Here is a 24,501-nt window from a genome sequence, read left to right as displayed (position 1 = left end):
AGGCGCGCGGCGCTAATGCTCGCGCCCGGCGCCCTTCGCGAGCGCCTTGAGCAGCGCGTTCACGTTGAACGGCTTCTGGCAGCGCGGATAGCCGCGATAGCCGTCCGCGATGGCGTCGTGCTCGTAGCCCGTCACGAGCACGAACGGGACGTTGCGCGTGGCGAGCGCGTCCACGGTCTGGTACGACGTCTCGCCGTGCAGGTTGACGTCCACCACGGCGCTGTCGATGGAGTCGCCGTCGCTCTGCACGAACGAGAGCGCTTCCTCGGCCCAGCCGATAGGGCCGAGCACGCTTGCGCCGGCCTGTTCGAGCACCGCCGAAAGCGCCTCGGCGACGAGGTATTCGTCTTCCACCACCAGTACGCGCCGCCCTTTGAGCGGTTGATCAAGCTGCTCCTTCATGGCTGGTTGCCTCCGAGTCCTCGTCGCCGCGCGCGCTCAGGCTCGCGAGCGGAATTTCGATGTGGCAGGCGATGCCGTCCCGGTTGAACACGAGATCGGTCTGCGCGCGCAGCGTGAACGTGAGCGCCTTCTCGATCAGCTTGCGGCCAAAGCCCTGCTTGCTCGAATCAGGCGCAACACCCACGCCCGACTCCTTCCAGTCGATCACGAGACACGTGCCGCGCGCGTCGCGCTCTTCGAGCGCCCAGCGAATCTCGAGTTTTGCGCCGGGGTCTTTGAGCGCGCCGTACTTCACCGCGTTCGTCGCGAGTTCGTGCAGCACCAGCGCCACCGTCTGCACGCCGCTGAAGCCGAGCGGCACGGGCGGCCCCGCCACGCTCAACGGCCCGCCGTCGCTCACGCCCAGCGTTTTGAACTCCAGCCGCACGATGTCGGTGAGGTCGATCATCTCGCCGTGTGCTTCGCCCAGCATGCCTTGCAGGCGCCCCAGCGCGGCGAGACGGTCGAGGAACGTATCGCGCGCGGCGCCCGCGTCGAAGGTCTGCTGCGCGATGGACTGGATGACCGAAAGCAGATTGCGCGTGCGATGCTGCAACTCGCCGATCAGCATGGTCTGGCGCTCTTCCGCGTGCACCATGCCGGTCACGTCGACGAACGAGACCACCACGCCGTCCGTCTGCCGGTTTCCGTTGCGGTACGGCGCGAGCCGCACGAGATAGTGCTGGGTGTTGTCGACGCTGCTGATGCGCCGCTCCATCACGATCTGCGATTCGAGCACCTTGTGGATGTCGTCTGCGAACGCGTCGAGCTTGAAGCGTGTGGCCAGCTCTGTAATGGGCCGCCCGCAATCGCTCGCGCGAATGCTGTAGATGCGGGCCATCGCGGGCGTGAAGCTGCGAATCACGAGACGGCTATCGAGAAACACCGTAGCCACCGACGTGCTCTCGAACAGGTTCTGCAAATCGCTGTTCGCGCGGTCGAGCGCCTCGATCTTGCCGCTGAGTTCCGCGTTGACGGTGTGCAGCTCCTCGTTGACCGAGACCAGTTCCTCCTTCGACGCCTCCAGTTCCTCGTTCGACGACTGCAATTCTTCGTTGACCGAAACGAGTTCCTCGTTCGACGACTTGAGTTCTTCGAGCGCGGTCTCGTACTCCTCGATCATCGATTGCAGACGTTCGCGCGTATCGCGCAGCTCCTGCTCGGTCTGCTGCGCGTTGCCGCTGTGCGCCGCGTGGGCGCGCGCGAGCGCCTCGTCGCGGCTCAGAATGGGCCCCTGGTCCGCGAAGACCACGAGGTACATCGGCTCGCCCACCGTGTGCTCGACGAGCGGCTCCACGGTCAGGCTGATCAACTGCACGCGGCCGTCGTCGGCTTCTACCGTCACGCCGTCGCGCGTCACCGTGCGGCCCGACTCCACCGCTTCGCGAAACGTCGTGCGCAGATCGAGCCCAAGGCCCTTGCGGGCCATCGAGATCAGCTGACGCGTGGGCACGCCAGGCGCGGCCTCCAGATATTTGCCGGTGCGGCCCGAGAAATAGAGCACGTCGCCGCTGCTGCTCACGAGCACGTGCGGCGGCGTGAAGCGCTCCAGCATCTGGTTGTCCACGAGCTGGCGCAGCGCAACGCCGCCCACAGGCGAGCGCGTGGGCGTGAAGTCGGAGAGGTTGCCCGCGCGCATGGCCGAGACCATCACGGGCAGGCGCACCTGCGGCGCGATGTCGGTTTTGCGCCGGAAAATGCGGCACTTCTTGTCGACGGGCGCGAACATCTCTTCGAACTGCGTGACGTTTTCCGAAGTGCCGAGAAAGAGGAAGCCGTCGGGCCGCAGCGCGTAGTAGAAGGTCGGAATGACCTGGTTCTGCACTTCCGTGCCGAAGTAGATCAGCAGGTTGCGGCACGAGACAAGGTCGATGCGCGAGAAAGGCGGGTCGCGAATCACGCTGTGCGGCGAGAAGATGCACATGTCGCGAATTTGCTTCGCGACCATGTAGCTGCCGCCGTCAGGCACAAAGAAGCGATTGCGACGCTCGGGGCTCACGCCTTCGAGCAGGGTTTCGGGATAGCGGGCGGCACGCGCCACCATGAGCGCGCGTTCGTCGATGTCGGTCGCGAAGATCTGCGCGCGGCGCGTCGTGCCGGTGCGCTCCATGTACTCGCGCAGCAGCATCGCGATCGAATAGACCTCTTCGCCCGTGGCGCAGCCCGGCACCCACACGCGTACCGGTTCGTCGGGGCCGCGCTGCTCGAAGAGCTTCGGCACCACCTGGGTCGCGAGCCCATCGAACGCTTCGGCGTCGCGAAAGAAGCTCGTCACGTTGATGAGCAGGTCGCGAAAAAGCGCGCTCACTTCCTGCGGGTCTTCGCGCAGACGCTCGAGATAGGCTTGCGGTGTTTCGATCTGCAACACCTGCATGCGCCGCTGCACGCGGCGAACGAAGGTCTTCACCTTGTAGCCGCTGAAATCGTGACCCACCTGGTTGCGCAACACGGCGTAGATCTCGCGGCGCGTGTCGTCCAGTTGTTGCCGTTCGGTCTCGCGTTCGGGGTTGAGGATGACGTCGTCGAGGAAGGAGAGTCCGCGCGCGAACTCCGCGAGCTTGCCGCCCATCTGACCGGCGGGTATCGCGAAGTCCACGAGCCCCGACGAGATGGCGCTCTCGGGCATGTCCGGATGCCCGGGCCCGAAACCGTTGGGCGCCTGCGCGAGCGTGAGGCCGCCGCGCTCCTTGATCGCCTTGATGCCGAGTGTGCCGTCGTGGTCGCCGCCGGAAAGCACGACGCCTGCGGCCAGTTCGTTCCGGTCGATGGCGAGCGAGCTGAAGAACCGGTCGATAGGCCTGCGCTCGCGGTGCGCGAGTTCCTGCGGTACGAGCCGCAGGCAACCGTCTTCGAGCGAGAGCAAGGCGTCGGTGCCCAGCACGTAGACGTGATCGACCTCGACGGGCATGCCGTTCTCCACGACATGCACGGGCAGCGAGGTATAGCGGCGCACGATGTCGTGCAGCATGCTTTCGCGGCCGCGCGGCAGATGCGTGACGACGACGAAGGCGAGGCCCGGTGCGTCAGGCACGCCGCGAAAGAAGCCCTCCAGCGCTTCGACGCCGCCGGCCGAAGCGCCCACACCGGCGACAGGAAAGTCGGAAGTAGAAGTCACGGCATCTCCATGTACATGTCGCACCCGCTCTGGGGCGGAGGCCATGCGACCTGATCGGACCGCTTCTGCTTTCTGGCTGAATCGTGATGAACAGCGCCACCGCCCGATGCCTCGCGCACCGCGTGGCACACGGCCGCGCTTCGTGCGGCGAAGTGGGCCGGGTATCTGGGCTGACCGAGGCTTGGGTGAGGGGTAATGGCGTGCTTGCCTCGCATGCGGCCCCCGTTAAAGGATGCGCGCTATTTTATGTTAGCTTCGCGCCCGCGCCGCACAGTAATTTTTTGCAGCCCACTCGCCGTCCTCGCCGTGTTCCTTCTGCGTTGGTTCTGCGTTGCCTGCTGGCCGCGGCCTCGGCTCGTCGTTCCCGTCGTGGCTGCCGACGCCTTCCCTGGCCGGCCTTTACCCTACCCGTCTGTGCGCTTTCACACGTTACCCGTCGCACTTCCTGCCGCACACGAGCGACGCTTCGCCCGCTTCAGCGATCCGGCCGGGCGGGCTGCGAAACCGCCTTCAGCGTGGCGCCTGCGTTTGCGCCATCGCCGCTCGCCACGTCGCCGAGCGCCACGATGCCTACGAGCCGTTTTTCCCGATCGAGCACGGGAACGCGGCGAATTTGCGCATCGGCCATCTTGTGCTTCACGTCTTCGATGTCGTCGTCTTCATAGCACCATTGCAGCGGTTGGCTCGCGATCTCGCGCACGGGCGCGGTGGGCTCGATGCCCTCGGCCACGGCCCGCACGGCGATATCGCGGTCCGTCACGGTGCCGATCAGTTTCTGTCCGTCGCATACGGGCAGCGAGCCCACCTTGAGGTCGGCCATCATCATCGCGGCCTGGCGGATGGTGTCCGACGCGCCCACGGTAATGGCGTCGCGCGTCATGCATTGCGATGCGGTAGTCATCTGGATCTCCTTTGCAGTGCGCGGCGGGGCGCGCTTCGTGCAGATGCGGCCCTCGTGCGCCCTCGCCGCATGCGTGTCTTTCAGCAGTGCGCGTTCCTGCTGCGGGTCATGCGCGTTCGATCTGAAACGTTGCACCGGGGCCGGCGCACGGGCGAGCCGCGTCACGATTCTTCCGTGTGCGTGCCGTTCGTTTTTTCCGTCGAGACCGACGACACCACCTTGCCTTCGCCGTCCACGATCTGCACCTTGCGCCGGCCCGCGCCGCTGGGGCCGGCTTCGGAAGGGCTCGCGGGATCGATCAGCGCCGTGGATGGCAGTACCGCGGGGACGCCCGCTGACTCTTTCTGCCCGATGGCCGCACGCGCCAGCGCGCCCCACGCGGATTCGAGGCGTTGCGTGCAGGCCGCGAGCGTTTGCAGCCCTGCGGAGGCCGTATCGGCGAGCGTCTCGACATGAATGCGGTTCACATGGCGCCAATACGAGAAGCTCTTCGCGAATGAGGCCTGTGCCTGCGCGGATTGCCAGACGAAGACGATTTCGGGCGACTGCGTGTCGAGCATCGACTGCGCGAGCGCCTGCTGTTCGGCCAGGCTCGTTCTGAGGGTCTGGAGATTGAGTTGCGCGAACCGCTCGACGCCGGAAAAAGCCTTATCGGCGACATCGGTCAACGAAGCAAGGACGGACTGCGCCGGCTGAGGCAAGTCGGCCGCGTATTCCTGCTGGGGCGTATTCATCGTGGAGGGCTCCGGTGGAAAGTGTGCGCGAGCAGTGCCGCCCGCGCGTCGTGCGATGCAGCAACGCACGTTCCTGTGGAGTCCGGGATGAGATGAAGTACTGCCCCGGGTGCCGGGTGGCGCTCCCAAGCGCCCCCTCAAAAGCCGCCCCAAAGCGGCCACGAAGCCCCGACGCAAACGCCGCCTAGCGCTGCCCGTACACCGTGATCGTCACGCGCCGGTCCGCCTGCAGACAGGCAATCACGGCAGCCGATTGCCCCGGCGGGCAATGCGAGACCGGCTGCGACGAGCCCACGCCTTCGGCGCGAACGCGTTGCGCGTCGAGCCCGTGCGCCACGAAATAGCGCTTCACGGTTTCGGCTCTCGCCTGCGAAAGCACGCGGTTGCGCTCTTCCGAACCGATGCGGTCGGTGTGGCCCACCACGTCGATGCGCGTCACGCCGTCCTCGGTGCGAATCTTCGCGATGGCCGCGTCCAGGTCGGCGCGGCCGCCCGGCAGCATCGAATCGAGGCTCGACTTGCCGAACGGAAACAGCGCCTCGCCCTGAATCGTGAACTCGTCGAGCGGCGCGGGCTTCGCCGCGTCGGCGGCGGGCGCGGCCGGCGCAGCGGTCTCGCGCACGAAGTCGGCGCACTGCGGGTCGCGCCAGTACGTGCCGCTCACGCGCATGTCCTTGTCGAACTGCACCTGGTACTGGCACGACATCACCTGATCGCCGCGACGGAAGTTGAACAGGTAGTTCCACACGTGGTTGCCCACGAACCACTCGTGAAACTGCGGCGGCCCGATCAGATCGTAGAGCTGGTCCTTGTTGAGCCCCGTGCTCACGTTGCGCAGGTTCGCCACGTTCACGAACGTGCCGCCCGCCGGCGACGCGGACGCGGCGTCCGGAAACTGCGGCGGCGTGTGAGGCACCGCGCACCCTTCGATGGCGACGGCAGCCACAAGGCACACCGAAAGCAGTACAGCCTGTTGAGATTTCATGGTTCGCTTGTTATTCCGTCTGTCATTCCGTTTCAGGTTTCGCATCGGCTCGCCTCGCGCTTGTCACTCGTGCTTACCACTCGCCTTTACCACTGGTAGCCCGCGCTCACCACAGCGCCATAGGTGCCGCGCGTATTGGTGGAGACGGCCGCCTTGTAGATCCAGTGGTTGTTCTCGGAAATGGTCGAGATGCCGAGCGCCTGGCCCGACTGGCCGCGATACACGCTGCCCGCAATCGAGACCATGCTCTTGCCGGGACCGGACGGCTGCGGCAGGCCGGCTACGGCCATCGCGGTAGCGGTGCCGCCGTCGGCGTCGCGGCGGTACGAGTCGAGGCTGTTGCGCAGGCCGGCCACCTGGCTGTCCGTGTAGCTGTTCGCCTGGGAGAGCGCATTGCTCACGCTCGCGTTCAACTGGCCCACGTTCACGGCGTCCGTCGATGCCGTGCCCGCCGCCACGTTGATGACCTGGCGCGTGGAGTTCGTGGAGCCCACGGCCACCACGTTCGAACGGCCGCCGTCGTCGCTGCCCGCGCCGATGGCCGCAGACCCGCTGCCCGACGACGTCGCGCCCGTGCCCACCACCGTCGAACCACTGCCGGTGGCCTGCGAGCCGTTGCCCACCGCCGTGCTGTTCGAGCCCGATGCCACCGCGCCGGACCCGCCTGCGGACGAGTTCGAGCCCGTCGACGACGGCCCCGTGGTGCTACCCGTGCCCGGCGTGGACGTGTAGCTGCCGCCGCTGTTCGAGGTGCTCTGGTTGATGAGCGTGGTGAGCTGCGAGGCCACGGCATCGAGCTGCGAGACGTTGACGGCATCCGTGCCCAGACGCCCGGGCGCGAGCCCCGTGATCTGCCGGTTGCCCACGTTGATTTCACCGGCCGACGACTGCGGGCTGCTCAGCCCATACGCCACGTAGTTGCTGAGCGCGCCAACGGTCGTGAGCGAACCCGCGCCCAGCGCGATGCTGCTCGCCATGGTGGCGCTCGCGCCGGAGCCGAACGCGATGGCATCGACGGCGCTGCTGCGTGCACCCGAGCCGATCGCGATGCTGCCCGCGTTCGCCGCGCTCGAATTGGCGCCCTGCGCGATGGACTGCGCGCCGCCCGCGAGGCTGCCGCTGCCGAGCGCGATGGCATCGGCCTGCGCCGCGCTCGATGCCTGGCCGATCGCCACGCCGCCGGGCGCCGTCGCATCCACGATGGCGCCGTTGCCCATGCCCACGCCGTTGTCGCCGTTCACCACCGTGGTCGGGCCCACGGCGATGGATTCCGCGCCCACGGCGAGCGAGTCCGCAGCCGTCGAATTCGCGTGGAAGTACATCTGCCCCGTCACCGCGAACGACGAGAGCGCGCCCGCGAGCTGCCGCACCGTGACGGCGTCTTGCGACTGCGTGCCGTCCGCGACGTTGGTGAGCTGGCGATACGTGTTCGTCGACGCATTGCCGAACGACACGGCGCCGAGCAGCGTGCGGTCCGAGGTGTTGTAGGGAATCGAATGCGTGCCGTTGGCAATGGAGCCGATGCCGGAGACCACCGCGCGATCTGATATGGACCCCGAACCAATCGCCACACCATCGGCGACCGAGACGCTCGACTGCGTGCCGAGCGCCAGCGAGTTCGCGCTCTGCGCCGACGCCCCGTTGCCCGCGGCGAGGCTCGACGTGCCGGCCGAGACCGCGGCCGGACCGATAGCGACGCTGTCGGTGCCGGTGGCCTGGCTGTCCGCGAGCGTCGAGGTCGCGTGGAAGTACTTGATGCCGGCGCCGTTGTTGATGTTGTCGATGGCGGTGGTGTTGGCCGTGACCTGCTGGTTCGTGGCGTACAGCTGCGAGCCGTTCACGGCGTCGGTGCTGGTCTGCGTCAGCTGGCCGGCGGCGACGTTCTGGATCTGCCGCGTGGAGCCTGCCGTGCCCACGCTCACCACGCCGGCGGGCGCCCCGCCGGCGAACGAGTAGCTCACGCCGCCGATGGTCGTGTTGGGCGTGGGCGTGGCCGCCGTGGTGGTGGAGCCCGCCCCCAGCGCCACGCTGTTCGCCACGCTGGCAATCGCGTTCGAGCCGACGGCCACGGCATTCGCCGCTGTGGATTGCGTGTTGCCGCCCACGGCGATCGAATCCGTGCCCGTGGCCGAGGAATCGGCCAGCGTCGAATTGGCGTGGAAGTACTTGATGCCGCCGCCGTTGTTGATGTTGTCGATGGCGGTGGTGTTGGCCGTAACCTGCTGGTTCGTGGCGTAGAGCTGCGAGCCGTTCACGGCGTCGGTGCTCGCCTGGCTCAGCTGGCCTGCGGCGACGTTCTGGATCTGCCGCTCGGCGCCCGGTGCGCCCACGCTCACCACGCCCGCAGGCGATGCGCCGGCGAACGAGTAGCTCACGCCGCCGATGGTCGTGCCCGAGGTGGGCGTGGCCGTGGTGGTCGTGGAACTGGCGCCCAGCGCGACGCTGTTCGCGACGCTCGTCGTGGCGCCCGAACCGAGCGCGAGTCCGCGCGACGCGGCGGCCTGCACCACGGCCGTATCGCCGAGTGCGACCGACCCCGCGCTATTGGCCTGCGATGCGTTGCCGAGCGCGACCGAACCTTGCCCCGTCGCCACGTTGCTGTTGCCGAGCGCAATGGCGCCCTGGCCGTTGGCGGTGTTGTTCGCGCCCATGGCGAGGGCGCCGTTGCCGATGGCCGAATTCGGATCGCCGATCGCCACCGCGCCGTTGCCGCTTGCGGTCTGCCCTTCGCCGAGTGCCACGGCGCCCGTGCCGCTCGTCACCTGCGAGTTGTGGCCGCCCGCAATCGCGCCGGTACCGGCCGCCGCCGCGACGATGTTGTTGGCGCCGAACGCGACCGTCATCGTGGCGAGCGCTTGCGAGCCGATGCCCATGGCCGTTGCGCCGGCCGCGGAGGCGACCGCGGTATAGCCCACGGCGGTGGCATTGCCGGCGCTGGCCGTGGTGGAACCGCCCAGCGCCGTGGCCTGCGTGGCCGTGGCGAGCGCGTTGATGCCGAGGCCCGTCGCGTTCAATGCCGTGGCGTGCGAGCCCGCACCCAGCGCCGTCGCGGACGTGGCCGTGGCGCTGGCATTGAGACCGAGGGCCGAGGTGTTGTCCACGGTCGCATTGGCGCCCGCGCCCAGCGCGACGGCCGAGGTGCCGGTCGCCTTGGCGAGATTGCCGAAAGCGCTGCTCGAGAGTCCGGACGTCACCGCGCCCACGCCCACGGCCACGGAACTGTCGCCGCTTGCCGTCGCGCCGTCGCCGTAGGCCTGCGCGGAAGCGCCGCCCGCAATCGTGTTGTGGCCCATCGAGATCGCGAAATTGCCGGTGGCCTGCGTGCCCGAACCGGGCACGCCCGCCGTACCGCCCACGCCGATCGCAATGGCGCCCGTGCCCGAGGCGCCGCTGTTCACGCCGATCGCGACGCCCGACGCGCCGCTCACCATCGTGCCCGAGCCCACGGCGACGCCCGCCGCGCCTGCGGCCGTGGTAATCGATTGATTGCCGATGGCGACCGACGTACCGCCGGCGGCGGTCGACGAGGGGCCGAGCGCCACAGCGTGATCGCCCGATGCCGTTGACCCGGCGCCGCCCGCAAAGGAAGAGTCGCCCGAAGCGTTAGCCGCACCTGCCGCGACCGCAGCCGAGCCGGAAGCGTTGGCAAAAGCGCCCAGCGCGGAACTGCTGGTATTCGACGCCTTCGCACCCGGCCCCAACGCCGCGGAATTGAGGCCCGTTGCGGCAGCGGACGTACCGTAAGCCGCGGCCCCTTGAGCCGTCGCGCTGGCCAGGTAACCCAGCGCGGCGCTGTTGGGTCCGCTGGCAACGCTGTTGCTGCCGATCGCTACCGCGCTGGCCTGCGATGCGACGGCGCTTAACCCTACCGCGACCGTACCCGTGGTGCTCGCCGTCGAGTTGATGCCGACGGCCGTCGCATTGTTTCCGGAAGCCAGTGCGCCCGGTCCCAGCGCGCTTGCCGAAATGCCCGTCGCCACCGCCAGGTTGCCCAACGCCGTCGCGTTCTGCTGCGAAGCCGTGGACCCCACACCGATAGCGATGGCACTGGTGGACCCGCTCGCGGTGCCGCCGTCGAGCGCGAATTGCGCGTGCGCGCTCGGAGCAGCGAGGCCGCTACCCAGCAGCACCAATGCCGCCGCGGCAAGCGGCGGCACGGCTCGCCCGTGGTGGCGCGCCGCGTCGGCACTGCCGTGCGCACCCTCGTTGCAGACGTTAACGGTGCCGCCCGACTTGCCCTTGCCATGGGCTCGATCGAGTTCGGACGCGGCCACGAAGGCGCCGAGCGCCGCGTTCCACACAGTGCGGTAAGTTCGATTCATAGATTTTCTGCCTGCCTTTCTGTAAACCGCGTGCCGGCTCGTGCGACCCGAATAGGCGCCAGTGCGATAGACGTCTGTCGAGCCGAACGAATAACCGTTCTTTATCGATGGGCGAGGTCTTACCTCGAATAATTCCAGTCAATCAATAACGCCTGACAAGGGCGAGCGAGGTTGCCGGTAATCAAATGGATTGCCGATTTTTTAAGCACGCCTTGGTCTGAATTTGATTGCCGGAATCAAGTAAGAGCCCGGTGAAACATAGAGTAAGGGATAGACCGAAAGAAAAGAGAGCAGACAATGTTGAACAATTGTCACTGAAATGTGACAAAGGTGAACCTCCGCGCTGGAAGGCCTGCCGGCGCGGCTCTCCGGGCACCTTCCATGCCACCACAACGCCCGGACAATGACGCATCCGGCATAGTTTTACGCAACAGAATTAATGCCTGACGCTTGTTTTTTCAGGTAATGTACAGGCCAGCAGAAATACAAATTTCGTTAAATCAAAGACGAGATAGCGGTATCGCGACGCGATTCTGTGTTGCCGCAAAACGGCTTTAAGCTATTCAGGATTTTTCAGGAAATACCGGGATGCGCATTCGCGCCCGCAGGCGGATGGCTTTTATTCAGGCGCGCCGGATTTTTTGGGCAGCAGAAGCGTGAACACGCAGCCGTGTCCCACGTCGCTCTCGACGTGAATCTGCCCGCCCAGCGTGTCGATAACGTGCTTGACGAAGGCAAGGCCCAGCCCGTGGCCAGGCGCGGGATGTTCGGAAGGAAGCCGAAAGAATTCGGTGAAGAGGTTCGGTATCTGGTCAGCGGGTATGCCTGGGCCGTTGTCCGCGATGGTCACGGCCCACCGCCCTTCCCGCTCGCCGGCCGTCACCCTCACCGTCGCGCCCGGCGGGCCGAACTTGACGGCATTGTCGATCAGGTTGGCAAACGCGCGGCGCAGCAACGGCGCATCGGCCACCACGAGCATGCCGGGCTCCGCGTTGAGGCGCACGGCCGTGTGCTTCGCGCTCGCCTGAGGCCAGAGGTCGTCCACGGCGTCGCCCAGCAGCAAGGCCAGATCGACGGTGCTCGCCGCAGGCGGCCGGCCTTCGGCGCGGGCGAGAAAGAGAAACTGGTCGGCCAGCGTCAACGCCGACTGCGCGTAGTGCGCCACGAGCTCCATGAAGCGCGCCTCGGGCAGCTCGGCGGGTGCATGGCGGCGCTGCTCGATCAGCGCGAGTACCGCCGTCTGCGGCGAGCGGATGTCGTGCGAGAGAAAGCGCAGCGCCGAGTCGCGCTGGCGCTCGGCGGTGCGCATGGGCGTGACGTCGGCGACGTGGAAGATCAACGCCGCGTCGCTTGCGTGCGGTGCCGGCACGACGGCGCACTTGATGAGCAGCGAACGCCGTTTCCCGTCGACGATCTCCATGCTGTTCATGGGCTCGAACCCGTCGTGGCGCGGGTTGTCGTCCGCGCTTGTGCCCGCGTTTGTGCCTGCGCTTGTGCCAGCTTTGACCGGTCCTTCCGTCGCCACGCCGGCGCCGTCGCTTCCGGTCAGCCGCCGCAACGCCTCGCGGACATACTCCACGGCGTGCTCGGACGCCGTCATGTCGCGCAGCACGTCGACGGCGAGCCGGCCCGCGGGGCGCGGCGGCGAATGAGCAGGATAGGCGTCGGAAGGGTACAGCCCCAGGGCCTTGCGGTTCGCCAGCATGACCACGCCCGACGACGCCACGACCAACGTCGCCTCGGGCAGGCTATTCATCCACTCGGAGATAAAGCGCGCGGAGCGCCGCAGCCGCGCAATCACGGCGCTCATCGCGAGCACGCGCCGATGCAGCGGGTCGATTGCGCGCCTGTGGGTGACGAACTCACCGGGCAGGCCCGGCTCGGCCATCGCACTCGCGGCGGCCTCGCCCAGATAGCGCAACAGCGCCTCCTGGCGACGCCATGCGCAAAGCGGATAAGCCGCAAGACATGTGGCCGCGGCGGTACTCGGGAAAAAGAACACGTGCGCGGCCTTGAGCAGCACCAGCGACGCAAGACACGCAGCCAACGCCAGCGCCAAGGCGGCGAGCAGGCCGGCGCGCGGCCCCAGTGCGAATTGAGCGGCGCACAGCAACGGCAGCACGCACAGACTGAAAAGGAGCTGGCCCACCCAGGACGCGTCGCGCACGAGCGAGCCGCTCGCGAGCGCCTGCGTCGCCTCGGCGAGAAACTCCACGCCCGAGAGCGGCGGTCGCGCACGGCCCGGCGTGACGAGATGCGTATCCGCGGTACTCGTGGTGGGCCCGATGAGCACGATCGCGCCCTTCAGCAAGGAAGGTGCAACGCGCCCCTCCAGCACGTCGACGAAGGGAAACGACGCGTAAGACGGTGCGGGGCCAAGCGGCACATAGCGACGGCAGGCGCCGAACCAGCGCTGCGCCTCGCGCTCCAGCGGCTCGCCGCAAGGCGGCACCGGCACGCCGCTCGCGCGCAGCAGCGACACGCTCATGTGCTCGTACACCGCGGACGGTGCGCCCTCTCGCAGATAGAAGCTGCGCGCCACCCCGTCGGCATCCGGCGCGGCGTTGGCTTCGGCGATAGCGAACGCCGCGTCGGCCATGGGCGTGGCCGGTTTGATGACGGGCCTGATGGCGGACGCGGTCAATGCCGTCGCGTCGCTCGCGTCGGCAACCACCAGAGGCAACACCACGCGACCGTTTCGCGTCATCGCTTGCGCGAGCGGTTCATCGCCGGACGGCTGGAGCCGGCCGCGGTTCGGCATCGCCACGTCGAGCCCCACGGCCCCAACGCCGGCCGCGGTCAAACGGTCGATGGCCGCTGCGTAATCTTTGCGTTTTACGGGCCAGCCGCCCAGCGCTTTCACGCTCGCGTCGTCGATGGCGGCGAGCACGATCCGCGTGGGCGACGACTCCTGGAGCAGCGGCTGCGCGAGGTCGAAGAAGAACAGGTCGGCGCGGCGCAATGCACCCGAGGTGGTCAACACCAACGCGAGCAGCACGAGAACGACGCCGAGCGTCGGCCATTCACGCGCCATGCCCGCGGGCATGGAGGCGTCCTCGGCGTGCATCAGCCTGCGCTCGCGAACCAGGACGCCGGCGGGCCGGCGCGCGGCGCTCCCGGCGCCCCGCCTCGGGCCTCACTCATACGCGAATCCGGCTGGCATGAACGACGCGGGAGAAGCGGAAGAAGCCGGCGACGCCGCCTGCGCAACCGGACGATGCAAGGAAGCGGCGGCATGACTGCGGCCGGACGGCACCACGTCGAGACGGTAGCCGTGCGTGTACACAGAACTCAGCCGCAGACCGTTCTCGGGCACCAGCGCGAGTTTCTGCCGCACGCGGTAAATGTGCGTGTCGAGCGTGCGCGACGCGGGATCGAGTTCGCGGCCCCACGTGCTGATGCTGACCACCTTGCGCGACAGCAGCTTGCCCAGGTTGTTGAAGAAGAGCGCGGTGAGGTCGAACTCCTTCGGCGTCAGCTCGATGGGCGCGCCGCGCAGCGACACCGTGCGGTCGAGCGCATTGAGCGCGTAGTCGCCCGCGCAGACAAGACCGCCGGCGTCGCTCTCGCGCCGCGTGCGCCGCAGGAGCGCGTTGACGCGCGACGCCAGTTCGGCCACGCGAAACGGCTTCACGAGATAGTCGTCCGCGCCGGCTTCCATGGCGAGCACGACGTCGTCGTCGAGCACCTTGCTCGTGAGAAACAGCACCGCGGGCGATGCGCCCAGCGTGCGGCGAATCCAGTAGAGCAGTTCGAAGCCGCTCATTCTGGGCAGCAACCAATCCAGAATCACGAGATCGAACGGCGCGGATCTCAGGAGTCGAACGGCTTCTTCGCCGTCGCCCGCCTCGACGATCTCGTGCCCCAGAGGCGCCACCACCCGCGCTGCAGCTTTGGCATGCACGGGATCATCTTCGACTATCAGCACACGCATAAGCTGTCATCCGTTCATCGGCACTGGGCGCACAGGCCCGACACGGCACAAGAGAGGCGCGCCGCCTGCGCGGAATTCGAAGGCGCAGGAAGCCCGTCCTCGCACGCGAGGAAGTCTTAAAGCCAGAATCGAAACGTGCCGGCTGGAAGCGGATGGCTCAGCCGGCACGCGGTGCAGTCAGGTGCCGTTTACGGTGGGCCTTTGCGACCCGAGCAGCGATGCCCGGCGCGGTCTTCACCCGCGGCGTCCACGCATGGAAGACGTGAAACCGGCGATTGAAGTGTTCGTTTTACTTCTTTCGGGCCGCTTTGCCGGCCCCTTGCGCTCATGGTGCTCATGGTTGCTGTGCCTCACCACGCTGGGTGTCGATTGCGCGATCGGTGCCTCCGCATGGCCAGACCCTCCCCGCGGCAATCACCGGTTTCTCTTTTGGAAACTTTGCGAGCACCTGCTTTGTACAGCCCGGCGATATGGTTCGCAGCAAGCTGTAACAGTTGGTAAGTCAAGGGCTCGGGCGAACTTTCGCATAAGGGAATTTATTTGTCCACACAAATCCCCAGAATAAGAAAGCGTATTGCCAATTTAACAATTAGGGTGAGGATCGCGGCCGACGCGAGCGTGGCGGCGACGCGCAGATGACAGCGAAATGACGGCCTGGCGGGCGTTGCGCGAAAGGGGCGCACGGTGAATCGCCGGAAGGCGGGCGGCTCACGCCGCCGCACGAGTGAGTTCAGCTATTGGATTTTTTGGTCGATTTTTACGCAACACTAAGCCACCGCTCGCGCAATTTAGTGTATGAAACGCACGCGCTTCGACCGATATTTTTTTGCAGCGGAATTACGGATTTCCGGTAACGTCGATTCGCGCGTTCAACCCAATAGGGCATTGGGGACGCATCGAAAATCCGACGCGCTGGACAATTGAATAGATCCACCGCTGCCAACGTGCGTGCGATATTCAAACGCGCGTGGCTGCGGGCGGACGTGCGGTTGAGCCCTCGATTCGTCTGCGCAGATCCGCTGCGACGCGCTCCATCACCGGCGCCCAGTCCCGATATGCCGGCTGCCGGTAGAGCGTGATGGACGGATACCACGGGCTGTCGCTGCGCTCCAGCATCCACACCCAATGCGGACACACGTCGAGCAGCAGCCACGTCGGCACACCCAGCGCGCCCGAGAGGTGCGCCACCGACGTGCAGACGGTAATGACGAGGTCGAGGCTGGAGAGGAGCGCAGCGGTTTCGTCGAACGAGCGCAGGTCGGCGGTGTAGTCGGTCACCGTCAAGCCTTCGGCGACCATCGTGGCCAGCTCGTCGCGGCCATCCAGCTGGAGGCTCACGAATTCGACGCCCGATAACGCCCGGAACGCACGGGCATAGTCGGCCGGCGGCACGGCACGCAACGGATTACGCTTGTGCCCGCGGCTGCCGCTCCACACCAGCCCGACCTTCAGGCCACGCGTGCGGGCCAGCCGTTCGCGCCAATACGCCACGCGCGCCGCGTCGGGTTGCAGATACGCGCGCGGCGCCGGCAGATTGGCCAGCGTGATGCCGAGCGCGAGCGGCACGCTTCCAAGCGGCAGATGCCGATCGAAATGCGGCAGTTGGGGAGCGTCGTGCGGCACGATCTGCAACCCCAGATGCGCGAGACTGCGTGACAGCAGCGGCACGAGTTGCGCCACGCAGCAGTAGACGAGCGTGCCGCCCTCCGCGCGCACGCGCCCGGCGATGAGCGGCACGAAGCGCACGAACTGGAACACGTCGCCGAAGCCCTGCTCGCCCCATACCAGCAGCGTCTTGCCCGCGAGGTTCTCGCCGTTCCAGCGCTGCTCGGGCGGAAGCGGCCGCAGCGTCTGCATTTCGCTCGACCCCTGCCACCTGGCCTCGTGATTGATGAGGCCGTTTTCGTAGTCGCCGCGCAGCAGTTGCAGCATGGCGATGGACCACTGGATCTTCGCATCCGCCGTGCCGATCTGCACGAGATGCACGAGCGGCTCGAGCGCCTCGTCCCAGCGCTGCATCTCCTTCAGCACGTTGCTCAGCGCGAGCAGCGCAGGCGGATAGTCCGGCGCAAGCGCGCGGGCGCGTGCCACCGCAATCAACGCCCGCTGCGGGTCGCGCAGTGCGAGCCATGCGTTCGATGCGTTGGTCCAGGCGCGGAAATCGGCAGGGTCCACGCGAATGGCTTCGTTGCAGAATCGCAGCGCCACATCGTGCTCGCCGAGCGATTCATGCAACGCACCGATGTTGTTGAGCAGCGACGGATATTCGTAGTCGAGCGGCAGCGCCCGCTGATAAGCGGCTAATGCGGGCTGCAACGCGTTGTTCATCTGATACGAGAGTCCCTGCTGGAACCAGGCCTGCGCGAGCTGTGGGCACACCTCGCACCATCGCGCGGCGATCTGCGCGGCGAGATCGTATTGGCCCATGGCGTGCAGCACCATGACCCATTCGTCGAAGGCCGCGGTCGCGGTCGTGGTCGCGACGGAATCCGCTGTCGAGCGATGTGGCGCCTGCTTGCGCCACGCGTCATACCAGGCCTCGTACCACGCAAGGGCACGCTGCGAATCGCCGTTCAGCCGCGCAAGGCGGGCAAGCTCGAGCAGCGTGGGCGGGAAGTCCGTCGTCTGCGCATACGCGCGTTCGAGCAGCGGCGCGGCTTCGGCATGCCGGCCGAGCAAGCGAAGCAGACAGGCGCGTGCGGTCAGCGCGTGCGGGTCGTCCGGTGCATCGGCAAGCCAGGCGCCGATTGCTTCGGAGGCCTCGATCAGTTGGCCATGCTGAAGACACTGCTCGATGCGGGAATACGAAGTATCGGATACGGTCATGATCTGCCAGGTCTGAAACTTGAGATGAGCGCGACGCGTGAAGGGCAGGGAGTGGATGCAGCGTTTCGCTGCATCACGGCGCGAGCGGCTTCACCGAAACGACGTCGGCTTGCTTGCCGTCGTCCGTTTCGCGCAGTTCGATCTGCCAGCGGCCGCCATCGAACGGAAAACGGGCGAGCGCGCTTTTCACGAGGTACCCGAACGCGGGCGATGCATGCGCATCGCGGTCGAGGCGCGTGCCTGTCACCTTGTAGATTTCCTCGCCCGAACGCGCGTCGATGAAGCGCAGCGTCAAGCGATGAAGGTAGCGGCCGGCGAACGGCGAAGCGTCATGTGATGCGTCGTTGGTGTCGCAGATGTGGGCATCGTTCGCGCACTTCGCGGAGCGCACCGCGATGCCCGTCGGTCGCGTTTCATACGCGACGGAAATCAGGTAACGCGGCCCTTGCGTTGCATCGGCTGCGCCGCGCGCCTCGTGTGTATCGTTTGCGTCGCCGGCATCGCTGAAGCCGTGTTGCGCGAGTGCGTCGCGCAGCTGGCTTTCCCAGCCCGGCTGCCCGGGGTCGGCCTGCTGCGCAGGCGTACGCATGAATCGATAGCGCAGGTCGCCCTGCGGCGCGTGGCGCATGCCCGTGGCCTGCACTTCGGTGCGCACGCCTGCGCATCCGGCAAGGCTCGTGACCGCCAGCACGGCGCAGGTCAGCAAGAAGGTCTTCATGGGCAGTGGCATTCGACGTCCTGTTTCAATGACTACCGGCTAATCTGCATGGGCGTCGGGTTTTTCGCCGTGCTCGTGCATAGGCGCATGCGCGTCCCCGTCTTCATCCTCGTCCTCGTCCGGCAGCGCACCGCCGGTCTCGTCGAGAAAGAGCGGAAGCGAAATGGTAAACGCGGTGCCCTTGCCCGGCTCGCTTTGCACCGTGACGTCACCGCGGTGACGTGTCACCACGGTCTTCACGAACGCCATGCCAAGCCCGGCGCCGCTTACCTCCGGCCGGTCTTTGGCATGAAAGCGCCGGAAACGTTCGAACAGATGCGCCTGCTGGTCGAGCGGAATGCCGTAACCCTGATCGCGGATCGTACAGACCACGCGACTGTCAGCGCCCGCCACAGGCACAAGTGCCACTGTGCACGTGATGTGCGTGTTCGCGGGGCTGTACTTCACCGCGTTGTTGAGAATGTTCACGAGCGTGCGCGTCATGAGCGACCGGTCCGCGCAAATCCAGGCCGAGCCGTCGTCTTCGAACACGTGGTCGATCTGGATGTGCTTCGCGTGCGCCTGCGGCCACACTTCGTCGCTGGCATCGATCACGAGTTCGCCGAGGCTCGCGGCGCGCAGGTCATACGGCTGCGACTCGGCGCGCGCGAGTTGCACGAAGTCGTCGGCGAGTTCGAGCGCGCGGCGCGCATAGCGTTCGATGCGCTGCATCAGGCCCTGCACGTGCGGCGACTCGTTGCGCGCACGTTCGATCTCCACGAGCGCCAGGATGGAAGCCTGCGGCGAGCGCATGTCGTGCGAGAGCAGACGCAAGGCGTCTTCGCGCTGACGCTCGGCCTCGTGCAGGGCGGTCACATCGACGAGGCCCGCAATCCAGCCGGTCTGCTCGCCCTCGGCGTTGGTGCACTTCGCGTAGCGCAGCAGATGATCGCGTTCTTCGTGGTCGCGCACCTCCACGCCTTCTTCCATGAGGCTTGCGTACTCCGGCCGCGTGGGATCGAGCGGCGCCGGCCAATGGGCACGTGCGAACGTATCGGCTTCGGGGCTCCCGTCGATGGTCTTCACGAACGCGAGATCGGCCAGTGCGTCGCGCATGAGACGACCCTCCGGCAGCGCCTCGCCCAGCCGCGCGAAATGCGCGCGCGCCGCCTGGTTCGCGATGAGCACCGCGCCGCGCCGGTCGGCGACGAGAATCGGTTCGGGCACGCTGTCGAGGCTGTCCCACACGAAGCGCTTCATGTCCTGCACGCGCTGGGCGGCCTGCGCCATCAGCGCCATGTACCGCTCCAGCACGTCGCCGCTGAACTCGCGGCGCCGCCGCGGCGCTTCGGGCAAGAGGTTCGGTTCGTCGGCGAGTTGCTGCAATTCCTTGCGCAGGTACGCCATGGTCATTTCGAGACGCCGCCAGCTCCAGACCGGATACAGCGAGACGAGCGCAAGGATGGCAGGCACCGGCGTCATCCAGCGATGCGCGCCGAACAGCAAGGCTGCGCCGACCACGAGTGCGCACGCGGCGAGCACCGCGGTCAGAATGAACGACCGCACGGGCGAAAGCACCAGAAACCCGGCCAGCAACAGCGCCAGCGGCACGAGCGAGGCCACGATGGTGACGGGGCGCGACACGGGCTCGATCGCATCGCCGCGCAGCAGCGTGTCGAGCACGTTCGCATGGATATAGGCGCCCGGCAGCGGGCCGAGCGCGCCCGACAGCGGCGTGGCAAAGCGGTCGTACAGGCCCGACGCCGTCGCGCCCACGATCACGATGCGCCCACGGAACCACTCGGGCGGCGCCGTGCCCGCCAGCACCTGCGCGAACGACACCTTGCGGTAGCGCTGCGCGTCGCGGCTGAACGGCACGAGAAAGCGCGCCTCGCTGCCGGGACCGCCCACGCGCGTGATGTCAGGCGCTCGCCGCGCGGCCTCAGTGCCGTCGGCAAGCTTCACCTGTCCGCTGCGAATGCTGCGCCAGAGGGGCACCATCAACTGCGGCCAGCGCGAATGCGTGTCGCCTTCGAACAGCGCGACGCTGCGCACGATGCCGTCGCTGTCCACTTCGAGGTTGATGTGCCCGATCGCCACGGCGGCGGCTGCAAGCGGTGCAACCGGGCGCAGCGCCTGGCGCATGCCGGTGTCGTCGGCGGGCGAGAGCAGAACGGGAAGGAACGTGGGCGCCTCGGCGAAGGCGCGCGCGAGCGCCTGGTCGTCCGGCGAGGGCTCGGTGAACAGCACGTCGTAGACCACCGCTGCGGGATGCGCCTTCGCGAGCGCCTCGGCAAGACGCGCGTGCATGCTGCGCGGCCACGGCCAGCGGCCGAGTTGCTCGATGCTCGCGTTGTCGATCTCGACCATCACGATGTCCGGCGACGGCGCCCGCGAATTCAGCCGCAGATAGCTGTCGTAGACGACGTGATCGAGGCTCGCCGTGACCGGCAGCAGCGCCGCGACGATGAGCACCACCACGCCGAAGATGCCCGTGGCCAGCCACTCGAACAGGAAGCGGCGGCCGGCTGAGCGCCCGTATCGTGCGCGTAGGTCCAGGGTCGTCGGCATGGGATCACCGCACGGGCGTGAAGGACTGCACGCCGCTCGTCTCATGACATGTGACGTGTGGCGCGCGTGCTTTGGCTGGAAGGCCGCTTGGGATATCGCCGCGGGCGTGTACCGATGCGGGGTTCAAGAGGTGCACTTCGCCCCGGACGAGGATCGCGAAAAAACCTGATGTACGGCCGGGCATCGCGACCCTTTTCTGCGGGCCCATCGTGCTCGCCCGCTCCCCTGTTCCAACCGCCATTCCCATAACACCCACCACCCGATCGGTCTTCAGTGCGATCGAATGGCGTGCCCCCGGCGAGGCTGAATCGCGCTTGCGCGGCGGGTGCGCAATCGGCACCGCCATGCCATTCGACATCATGCAAGCATACCGTACCCCAAAATGGGGCGGTACTACGGGGAAGCGAGAGGTCGGCGGCAATCACGCGGCGGCCGCCGGGTGCCGTGTCTGCACGAGGTACAGCCGTGGGGCGCGGCGTTCGGTATATAACCCGTCGGTCGTGCCCGGGTCACGGAACTGCGGACGGCGGCGATTACCGCTTTGGGGTGTTCGTGCGCCGGCGCAGCGTCACGCAAACATCAGCGCAAATCCGACGACGACGCCCGCGACGTGGCCAACATTCGCAACCGTCGCGTTGCCTCAGCATGGCAATACGCGGGAGCGCTGGCCAGCAAATGGTCGTTGAGCGCGAGAATGCGGCACAGCGCGACGCGACCGGCCTCCGCGAGCCGCCATTCGCGGCCTTCGCGCACGCACCGGGAACAAAGCGCCAACGCGGCTTCAGCGGTGCGAAACGTGTCCATGTCGGGCAACTCGCCCATACCTTGCTGAAGGAACCAGGTGAGATAGAGCGTCTTGAGCAGGCGGGTCACCACCGGCGCTGTGGCGTGGCCCGCGATGACGGCAGCAAGCGCCGTATGGGATTCGAGGGAGAGTGCCCGAACAGTGACGGCAGGCAGCGGCAGCAGCATCTCTCTCGTCAGCCGCGGCGGGCGTTGCCGGACATCCTTGCGGCGCGATCGGGAAGAAGACGATGTTGCGTCCATAACCGGGCCATGGAGAGGGGACGCGCATATTAGGCCAGGTCAAAACGCGCGGGGTAGCTATCCATTCGGAGAGGTACGGAACGGCGCACGAAGGGTTTTAATTTTTAGGTGGGGTGGGAAGGTTATTCAATGCGCACAAACCGGAATGAGCTACTACTCCGGCATGCCGTTGTTTGCGCTTTACCGGACCATTAAAAAGTATTCGCCTTGCATCGAATAACCGCAAGGCATTTTGTGTCATGCATAACGCATTGAGAAACGTCGAGCGAGTCAATTTCGGTTTGCGAGACTCCATGACAACAGGATTTCAATGCATGCAATGGCATAACTCGACGCGAAATGAGCCACGGACCGGTTTTGCAATGGTAAATTAGCCCGTCGTGACCAAGGAGGCGGGTCGCGGGGAATGGGAAGCTATGCTGGAGACGATGCTTCGCCCGCGTCATACCCACCGCAAACAACAATCGGGCCAGGAATACCCGCCTTCTAACCGCTCGCCTGTTGGCGCCGAAGGAATCATTCATTCCGGTGCCAGAAACGAGATTCATCGGTTGCCATGAACTTATCGAAACTATCGCAGTGGACGAACCGCGCATTCGCGCCTGCATTGAACAACATGCAGTATGCGAAGCGCCGCATGCGTCCGCTTGCCGTCGTGGCGGTGATCGGCTTCCCGCTCTACTACTACGTGTGGCGCGATCTGTTCCCGCAGCCTTACGAGAACTTATGGTTGCGCGTCGTCGGCTCAGTGCTTTTCGTGCCGATCATCTTTCATGACCGCTGGCCCGCGGCCATGCAAAAGTACCTGCCGTGGTACTGGTATGCGTCGGCGCTTTACGCGCTGCCTTTCTTCTTCGGATTCATGCTGCTCAAGAACGGCGGCACGGAAGTGTGGGTGGAAAGCGCGCTGATCGCCGTTTTCGTCATGGTGTTGCTGCTGGACTGGTTGATGCTGGTTCTGCATTTCGTGGTGGGCATCAGCCTCGCCGTCGCCGCCTATTGTCTGACCACCCAGCCGGTGGAACTCGGGTATCTCGCGCATCTTGCGATCTTTTCTTTCGCGATCGGCATCGGTGCGCTTGCGAACTACGATCTGGAACGGGTACGCATCGAGCAGGAGCGCGCCATGCTCGCGACGGCCAGCAGCGTCGCGCATGAACTGCGCACGCCACTGCTCGCCATCCGCGCCGGTGCCGCGGGGCTCACACGCTTCCTGCCTGCGCTGCTCGACAGCTATGCCATCGCGCAGCGCGGCCAGCTTCCCGTGCCGAAAATCCGCATTGCCCACCTTCTCTCGATGCAAGGCGTGTTGGCGCGCGTGGAGCAGGAAGCCCTGCACTCGAACGGCATCATCGACATGCTGCTTGCCAACGCGCGATTTACCGGTGGCTATACGCAGCCTTTCTCGCGCTGTTCGATCGAAGAGTGCGTACGCGTGGCGCTGGCGCGTTACCCGTTCCGAGACGACGAACAGCAACGCGTGCACTGCGATCTCACGTCGGGCTTCGAGTTCGAAGGCTCGGAAATGCTGATGGTTCACGTGCTGTTCAACCTGCTCAAGAACGCCTTCCGCTACATGAGCGGCGTCAGCCACGCCGACATCACCATTCGCCTGCTGCCCTCCAGTCGCGACAACCGGCTTATCTTCCGCGATACCGGGCGCGGCATCGACGCCGACGCGTTGCCGCACGTGTTCACCCGCTTCTACACCTCCGCCGCGGCAAGCGAAGCGGTCGGGTCGCCGGACGCCTCGCCGGCCGACGTTTCGCCCGGCACCGGCATCGGCCTCGCTTTCTGCCGGGACGTCATGCGTTCGTTCGGCGGGACGATCGAGTGCTCTTCCGTGAAGGGCCAGTACACCGAATTCGTGCTGATATTCCCGCTGCCATGACCCCCGATACGATCAAGCCATTCTTCTTCCCGACAACCGTCGGGTTCGTCGACGACAGCGCGGCGTTCCTCTCGAATCTCAGCCTTCAGCTCGGTTCGCAGCTCGCCTTCCGGCTGTTCAATTCGCCGGTTCAGGCGTTGCGATCGATCAACGACAAACCGGACGCAGGGGCCGGCGAGCGCTTCGTCGAACCGTTTTTCGAGCCTTATCGGGACAGAACCGACGAAGACGACACGCACCACGTCATCGCCATGAGTCTCGAAGCCATCCGCCGGCAGGTGCATAACGGCAGACGGTTTGCACGCACGTCCGTGGTCGTCGTGGATTACGACATGCCCGAAATGAACGGCCTCGAGTTTTGCCGACGCATCGCGAATCCGGCCGTCAGGAAAATCATTCTTACAGGCAAGGCCAACGAGCACCTTGCAGTGAAAAGCTTCAACGAGGGTTTGATCGACCGCTTCATCCGAAAGCAGGACAGCGAGGCTATCGCGACGCTGAATCGTGCTGTTGAAGACCTGCAGAACGCGTATTTCGAAAAGGCGTGCGGCACCGTGCTGGACACCCTCGCCGTTACGGAATACGCGTTTCTGAAAGACACGCTGTTCGCAGCGAAGGTAGACGAGATTTTCCACAAGCTAGGCATCGTCGAGCACTACCTTTCCTATCAGCCCAACGGCCTGCTGATGCTCGACAGCGCAGGCGCCGCGTACCTGCTGATCGTCCATACCGACGAGACGCTACGCGGCGTGCGCGAGATCGCCATCGAGCAGCAGGCGCCAGCGGACTTTATCGCGGAACTCGATAGTCGACGCTCGCTTCCCTACTTTTGGGAAACGGAGGGCTACTATCCGGCCCAATGCGCCAACTGGCAGCGCTACATGCACCCGGCCTCGGCGTTCGAAGGCGGGCGCTCCTACGTCTACGCGGTGGTAAAGCAGCCACCCGGTTTCAACCTGTCGTCGGTCGTTCCGTACGACAACTACCTGGAATCGCTCGACGAGGAAATCCGGGCGGCATGGGGCTCAAGCCTCTAA

At 66.2% G+C, this 24,501-nt stretch carries 14 protein-coding genes; 2 read left to right on the top strand and 12 right to left on the bottom strand.

From position 1 onward, the window contains the following. Positions 1-12: 12 nt before the first annotated feature. The 12 genes from U0042_RS23010 to U0042_RS22955 all read right to left on the bottom strand — a co-directional run bounded on the left by U0042_RS23010 (position 13) and on the right by U0042_RS22955 (position 21,498). Positions 13-402 carry a response regulator gene (locus tag U0042_RS23010; RefSeq protein ID WP_114808977.1) on the bottom strand — a complete coding sequence of 130 codons (390 nt, stop codon included), beginning with the start codon at positions 400-402 and terminating at the stop codon, positions 13-15. Next, complete coding sequence (locus U0042_RS23005; protein WP_114808978.1) at positions 386-3,556, bottom strand: CheR family methyltransferase; 3,171 nt, start codon at positions 3,554-3,556, stop codon at positions 386-388. Before U0042_RS23005 ends, U0042_RS23010 begins: the two co-directional genes overlap by 17 nt. A gap of 475 nt (positions 3,557-4,031) precedes the next feature. Beyond that, positions 4,032-4,457, bottom strand: coding sequence for a CBS domain-containing protein (locus U0042_RS23000; protein WP_114809475.1), 426 nt, complete (start codon positions 4,455-4,457; stop codon positions 4,032-4,034). A gap of 161 nt (positions 4,458-4,618) precedes the next feature. Continuing rightward, positions 4,619-5,191 carry a phasin family protein gene (locus U0042_RS22995; protein WP_114808979.1) on the bottom strand — a complete coding sequence of 191 codons (573 nt, stop codon included), beginning with the start codon at positions 5,189-5,191 and terminating at the stop codon, positions 4,619-4,621. Between the two features lie 184 nt (positions 5,192-5,375). Further along, positions 5,376-6,176 carry an OmpA family protein gene (locus U0042_RS22990; RefSeq protein WP_198665207.1) on the bottom strand — a complete coding sequence of 267 codons (801 nt, stop codon included), beginning with the start codon at positions 6,174-6,176 and terminating at the stop codon, positions 5,376-5,378. A gap of 86 nt (positions 6,177-6,262) precedes the next feature. After that, on the bottom strand, positions 6,263-10,498 hold the full coding sequence (locus tag U0042_RS22985) for a YadA-like family protein (protein WP_114808981.1): 4,236 nt from the start codon (positions 10,496-10,498) through the stop codon (positions 6,263-6,265). A 619-nt stretch (positions 10,499-11,117) separates the two neighbouring features. Then, positions 11,118-13,565, bottom strand: a complete 2,448-nt coding sequence (locus U0042_RS22980; protein ID WP_114808982.1) for a CHASE2 domain-containing protein — start codon at positions 13,563-13,565, stop codon at positions 11,118-11,120. A gap of 69 nt (positions 13,566-13,634) precedes the next feature. Then, positions 13,635-14,432: a response regulator transcription factor gene (locus tag U0042_RS22975; protein ID WP_114808983.1), complete on the bottom strand. Its 798-nt coding sequence runs from the start codon at positions 14,430-14,432 to the stop codon at positions 13,635-13,637. 957 nt (positions 14,433-15,389) lie between these two features. Next, on the bottom strand, positions 15,390-17,258 hold the full coding sequence (locus U0042_RS22970; RefSeq protein ID WP_114808984.1) for a tetratricopeptide repeat protein: 1,869 nt from the start codon (positions 17,256-17,258) through the stop codon (positions 15,390-15,392). A gap of 73 nt (positions 17,259-17,331) precedes the next feature. Continuing rightward, on the bottom strand, positions 17,332-17,976 hold the full coding sequence (locus U0042_RS22965; protein WP_114808985.1) for a DUF4136 domain-containing protein: 645 nt from the start codon (positions 17,974-17,976) through the stop codon (positions 17,332-17,334). Between the two features lie 39 nt (positions 17,977-18,015). Next, on the bottom strand, positions 18,016-20,526 hold the full coding sequence (locus tag U0042_RS22960) for a CHASE2 domain-containing protein (protein ID WP_114808986.1): 2,511 nt from the start codon (positions 20,524-20,526) through the stop codon (positions 18,016-18,018). Positions 20,527-21,105: 579 nt separating this feature from the next. After that, positions 21,106-21,498: a hypothetical protein gene (locus U0042_RS22955; RefSeq protein WP_114808987.1), complete on the bottom strand. Its 393-nt coding sequence runs from the start codon at positions 21,496-21,498 to the stop codon at positions 21,106-21,108. A 631-nt stretch (positions 21,499-22,129) separates the two neighbouring features. On the opposite strand from U0042_RS22955, the gene U0042_RS22950 reads away from it, so the two are divergent. Together U0042_RS22950 and U0042_RS22945 are read left to right on the top strand one after the other, a co-directional pair. After that, complete coding sequence (locus U0042_RS22950) at positions 22,130-23,464, top strand: sensor histidine kinase (protein ID WP_232833203.1); 1,335 nt, start codon at positions 22,130-22,132, stop codon at positions 23,462-23,464. After that, complete coding sequence (locus U0042_RS22945; RefSeq protein WP_232833204.1) at positions 23,407-24,501, top strand: response regulator; 1,095 nt, start codon at positions 23,407-23,409, stop codon at positions 24,499-24,501. The genes U0042_RS22950 and U0042_RS22945 overlap by 58 nt, the downstream gene beginning before the upstream one ends.

This window comes from Paraburkholderia kururiensis, assembly GCF_034424375.1.
GTDB classification, from domain to species: Bacteria; Pseudomonadota; Gammaproteobacteria; order Burkholderiales; family Burkholderiaceae; genus Paraburkholderia; species Paraburkholderia kururiensis_A.
This window is presented reverse-complemented; position numbering and strand designations above follow the sequence as displayed.

Bases quoted from the DNA above. Each gene is read 5' to 3' on its own strand.
- U0042_RS23010 (WP_114808977.1), bottom strand. From the start codon at position 402: ATGAAGGAGCAGCTTGATCAACCGCTCAAAGGGCGGCGCGTACTGGTG.
- U0042_RS23000 (WP_114809475.1), bottom strand. From the start codon at position 4,457: ATGACTACCGCATCGCAATGCATGACGCGCGACGCCATTACCGTGGGC.
- U0042_RS22995 (WP_114808979.1), bottom strand. From the start codon at position 5,191: ATGAATACGCCCCAGCAGGAATACGCGGCCGACTTGCCTCAGCCGGCG.
- U0042_RS22990 (WP_198665207.1), bottom strand. From the start codon at position 6,176: ATGAAATCTCAACAGGCTGTACTGCTTTCGGTGTGCCTTGTGGCTGCC.
- U0042_RS22985 (WP_114808981.1), bottom strand. From the start codon at position 10,498: ATGAATCGAACTTACCGCACTGTGTGGAACGCGGCGCTCGGCGCCTTC.
- U0042_RS22980 (WP_114808982.1), bottom strand. From the start codon at position 13,565: ATGCACGCCGAGGACGCCTCCATGCCCGCGGGCATGGCGCGTGAATGG.
- U0042_RS22975 (WP_114808983.1), bottom strand. From the start codon at position 14,432: ATGCGTGTGCTGATAGTCGAAGATGATCCCGTGCATGCCAAAGCTGCA.
- U0042_RS22970 (WP_114808984.1), bottom strand. From the start codon at position 17,258: ATGACCGTATCCGATACTTCGTATTCCCGCATCGAGCAGTGTCTTCAG.
- U0042_RS22965 (WP_114808985.1), bottom strand. From the start codon at position 17,976: ATGAAGACCTTCTTGCTGACCTGCGCCGTGCTGGCGGTCACGAGCCTT.
- U0042_RS22960 (WP_114808986.1), bottom strand. From the start codon at position 20,526: ATGCCGACGACCCTGGACCTACGCGCACGATACGGGCGCTCAGCCGGC.
- U0042_RS22955 (WP_114808987.1), bottom strand. From the start codon at position 21,498: ATGCTGCTGCCGCTGCCTGCCGTCACTGTTCGGGCACTCTCCCTCGAA.
- U0042_RS22950 (WP_232833203.1), top strand. From the start codon at position 22,130: ATGAACTTATCGAAACTATCGCAGTGGACGAACCGCGCATTCGCGCCT.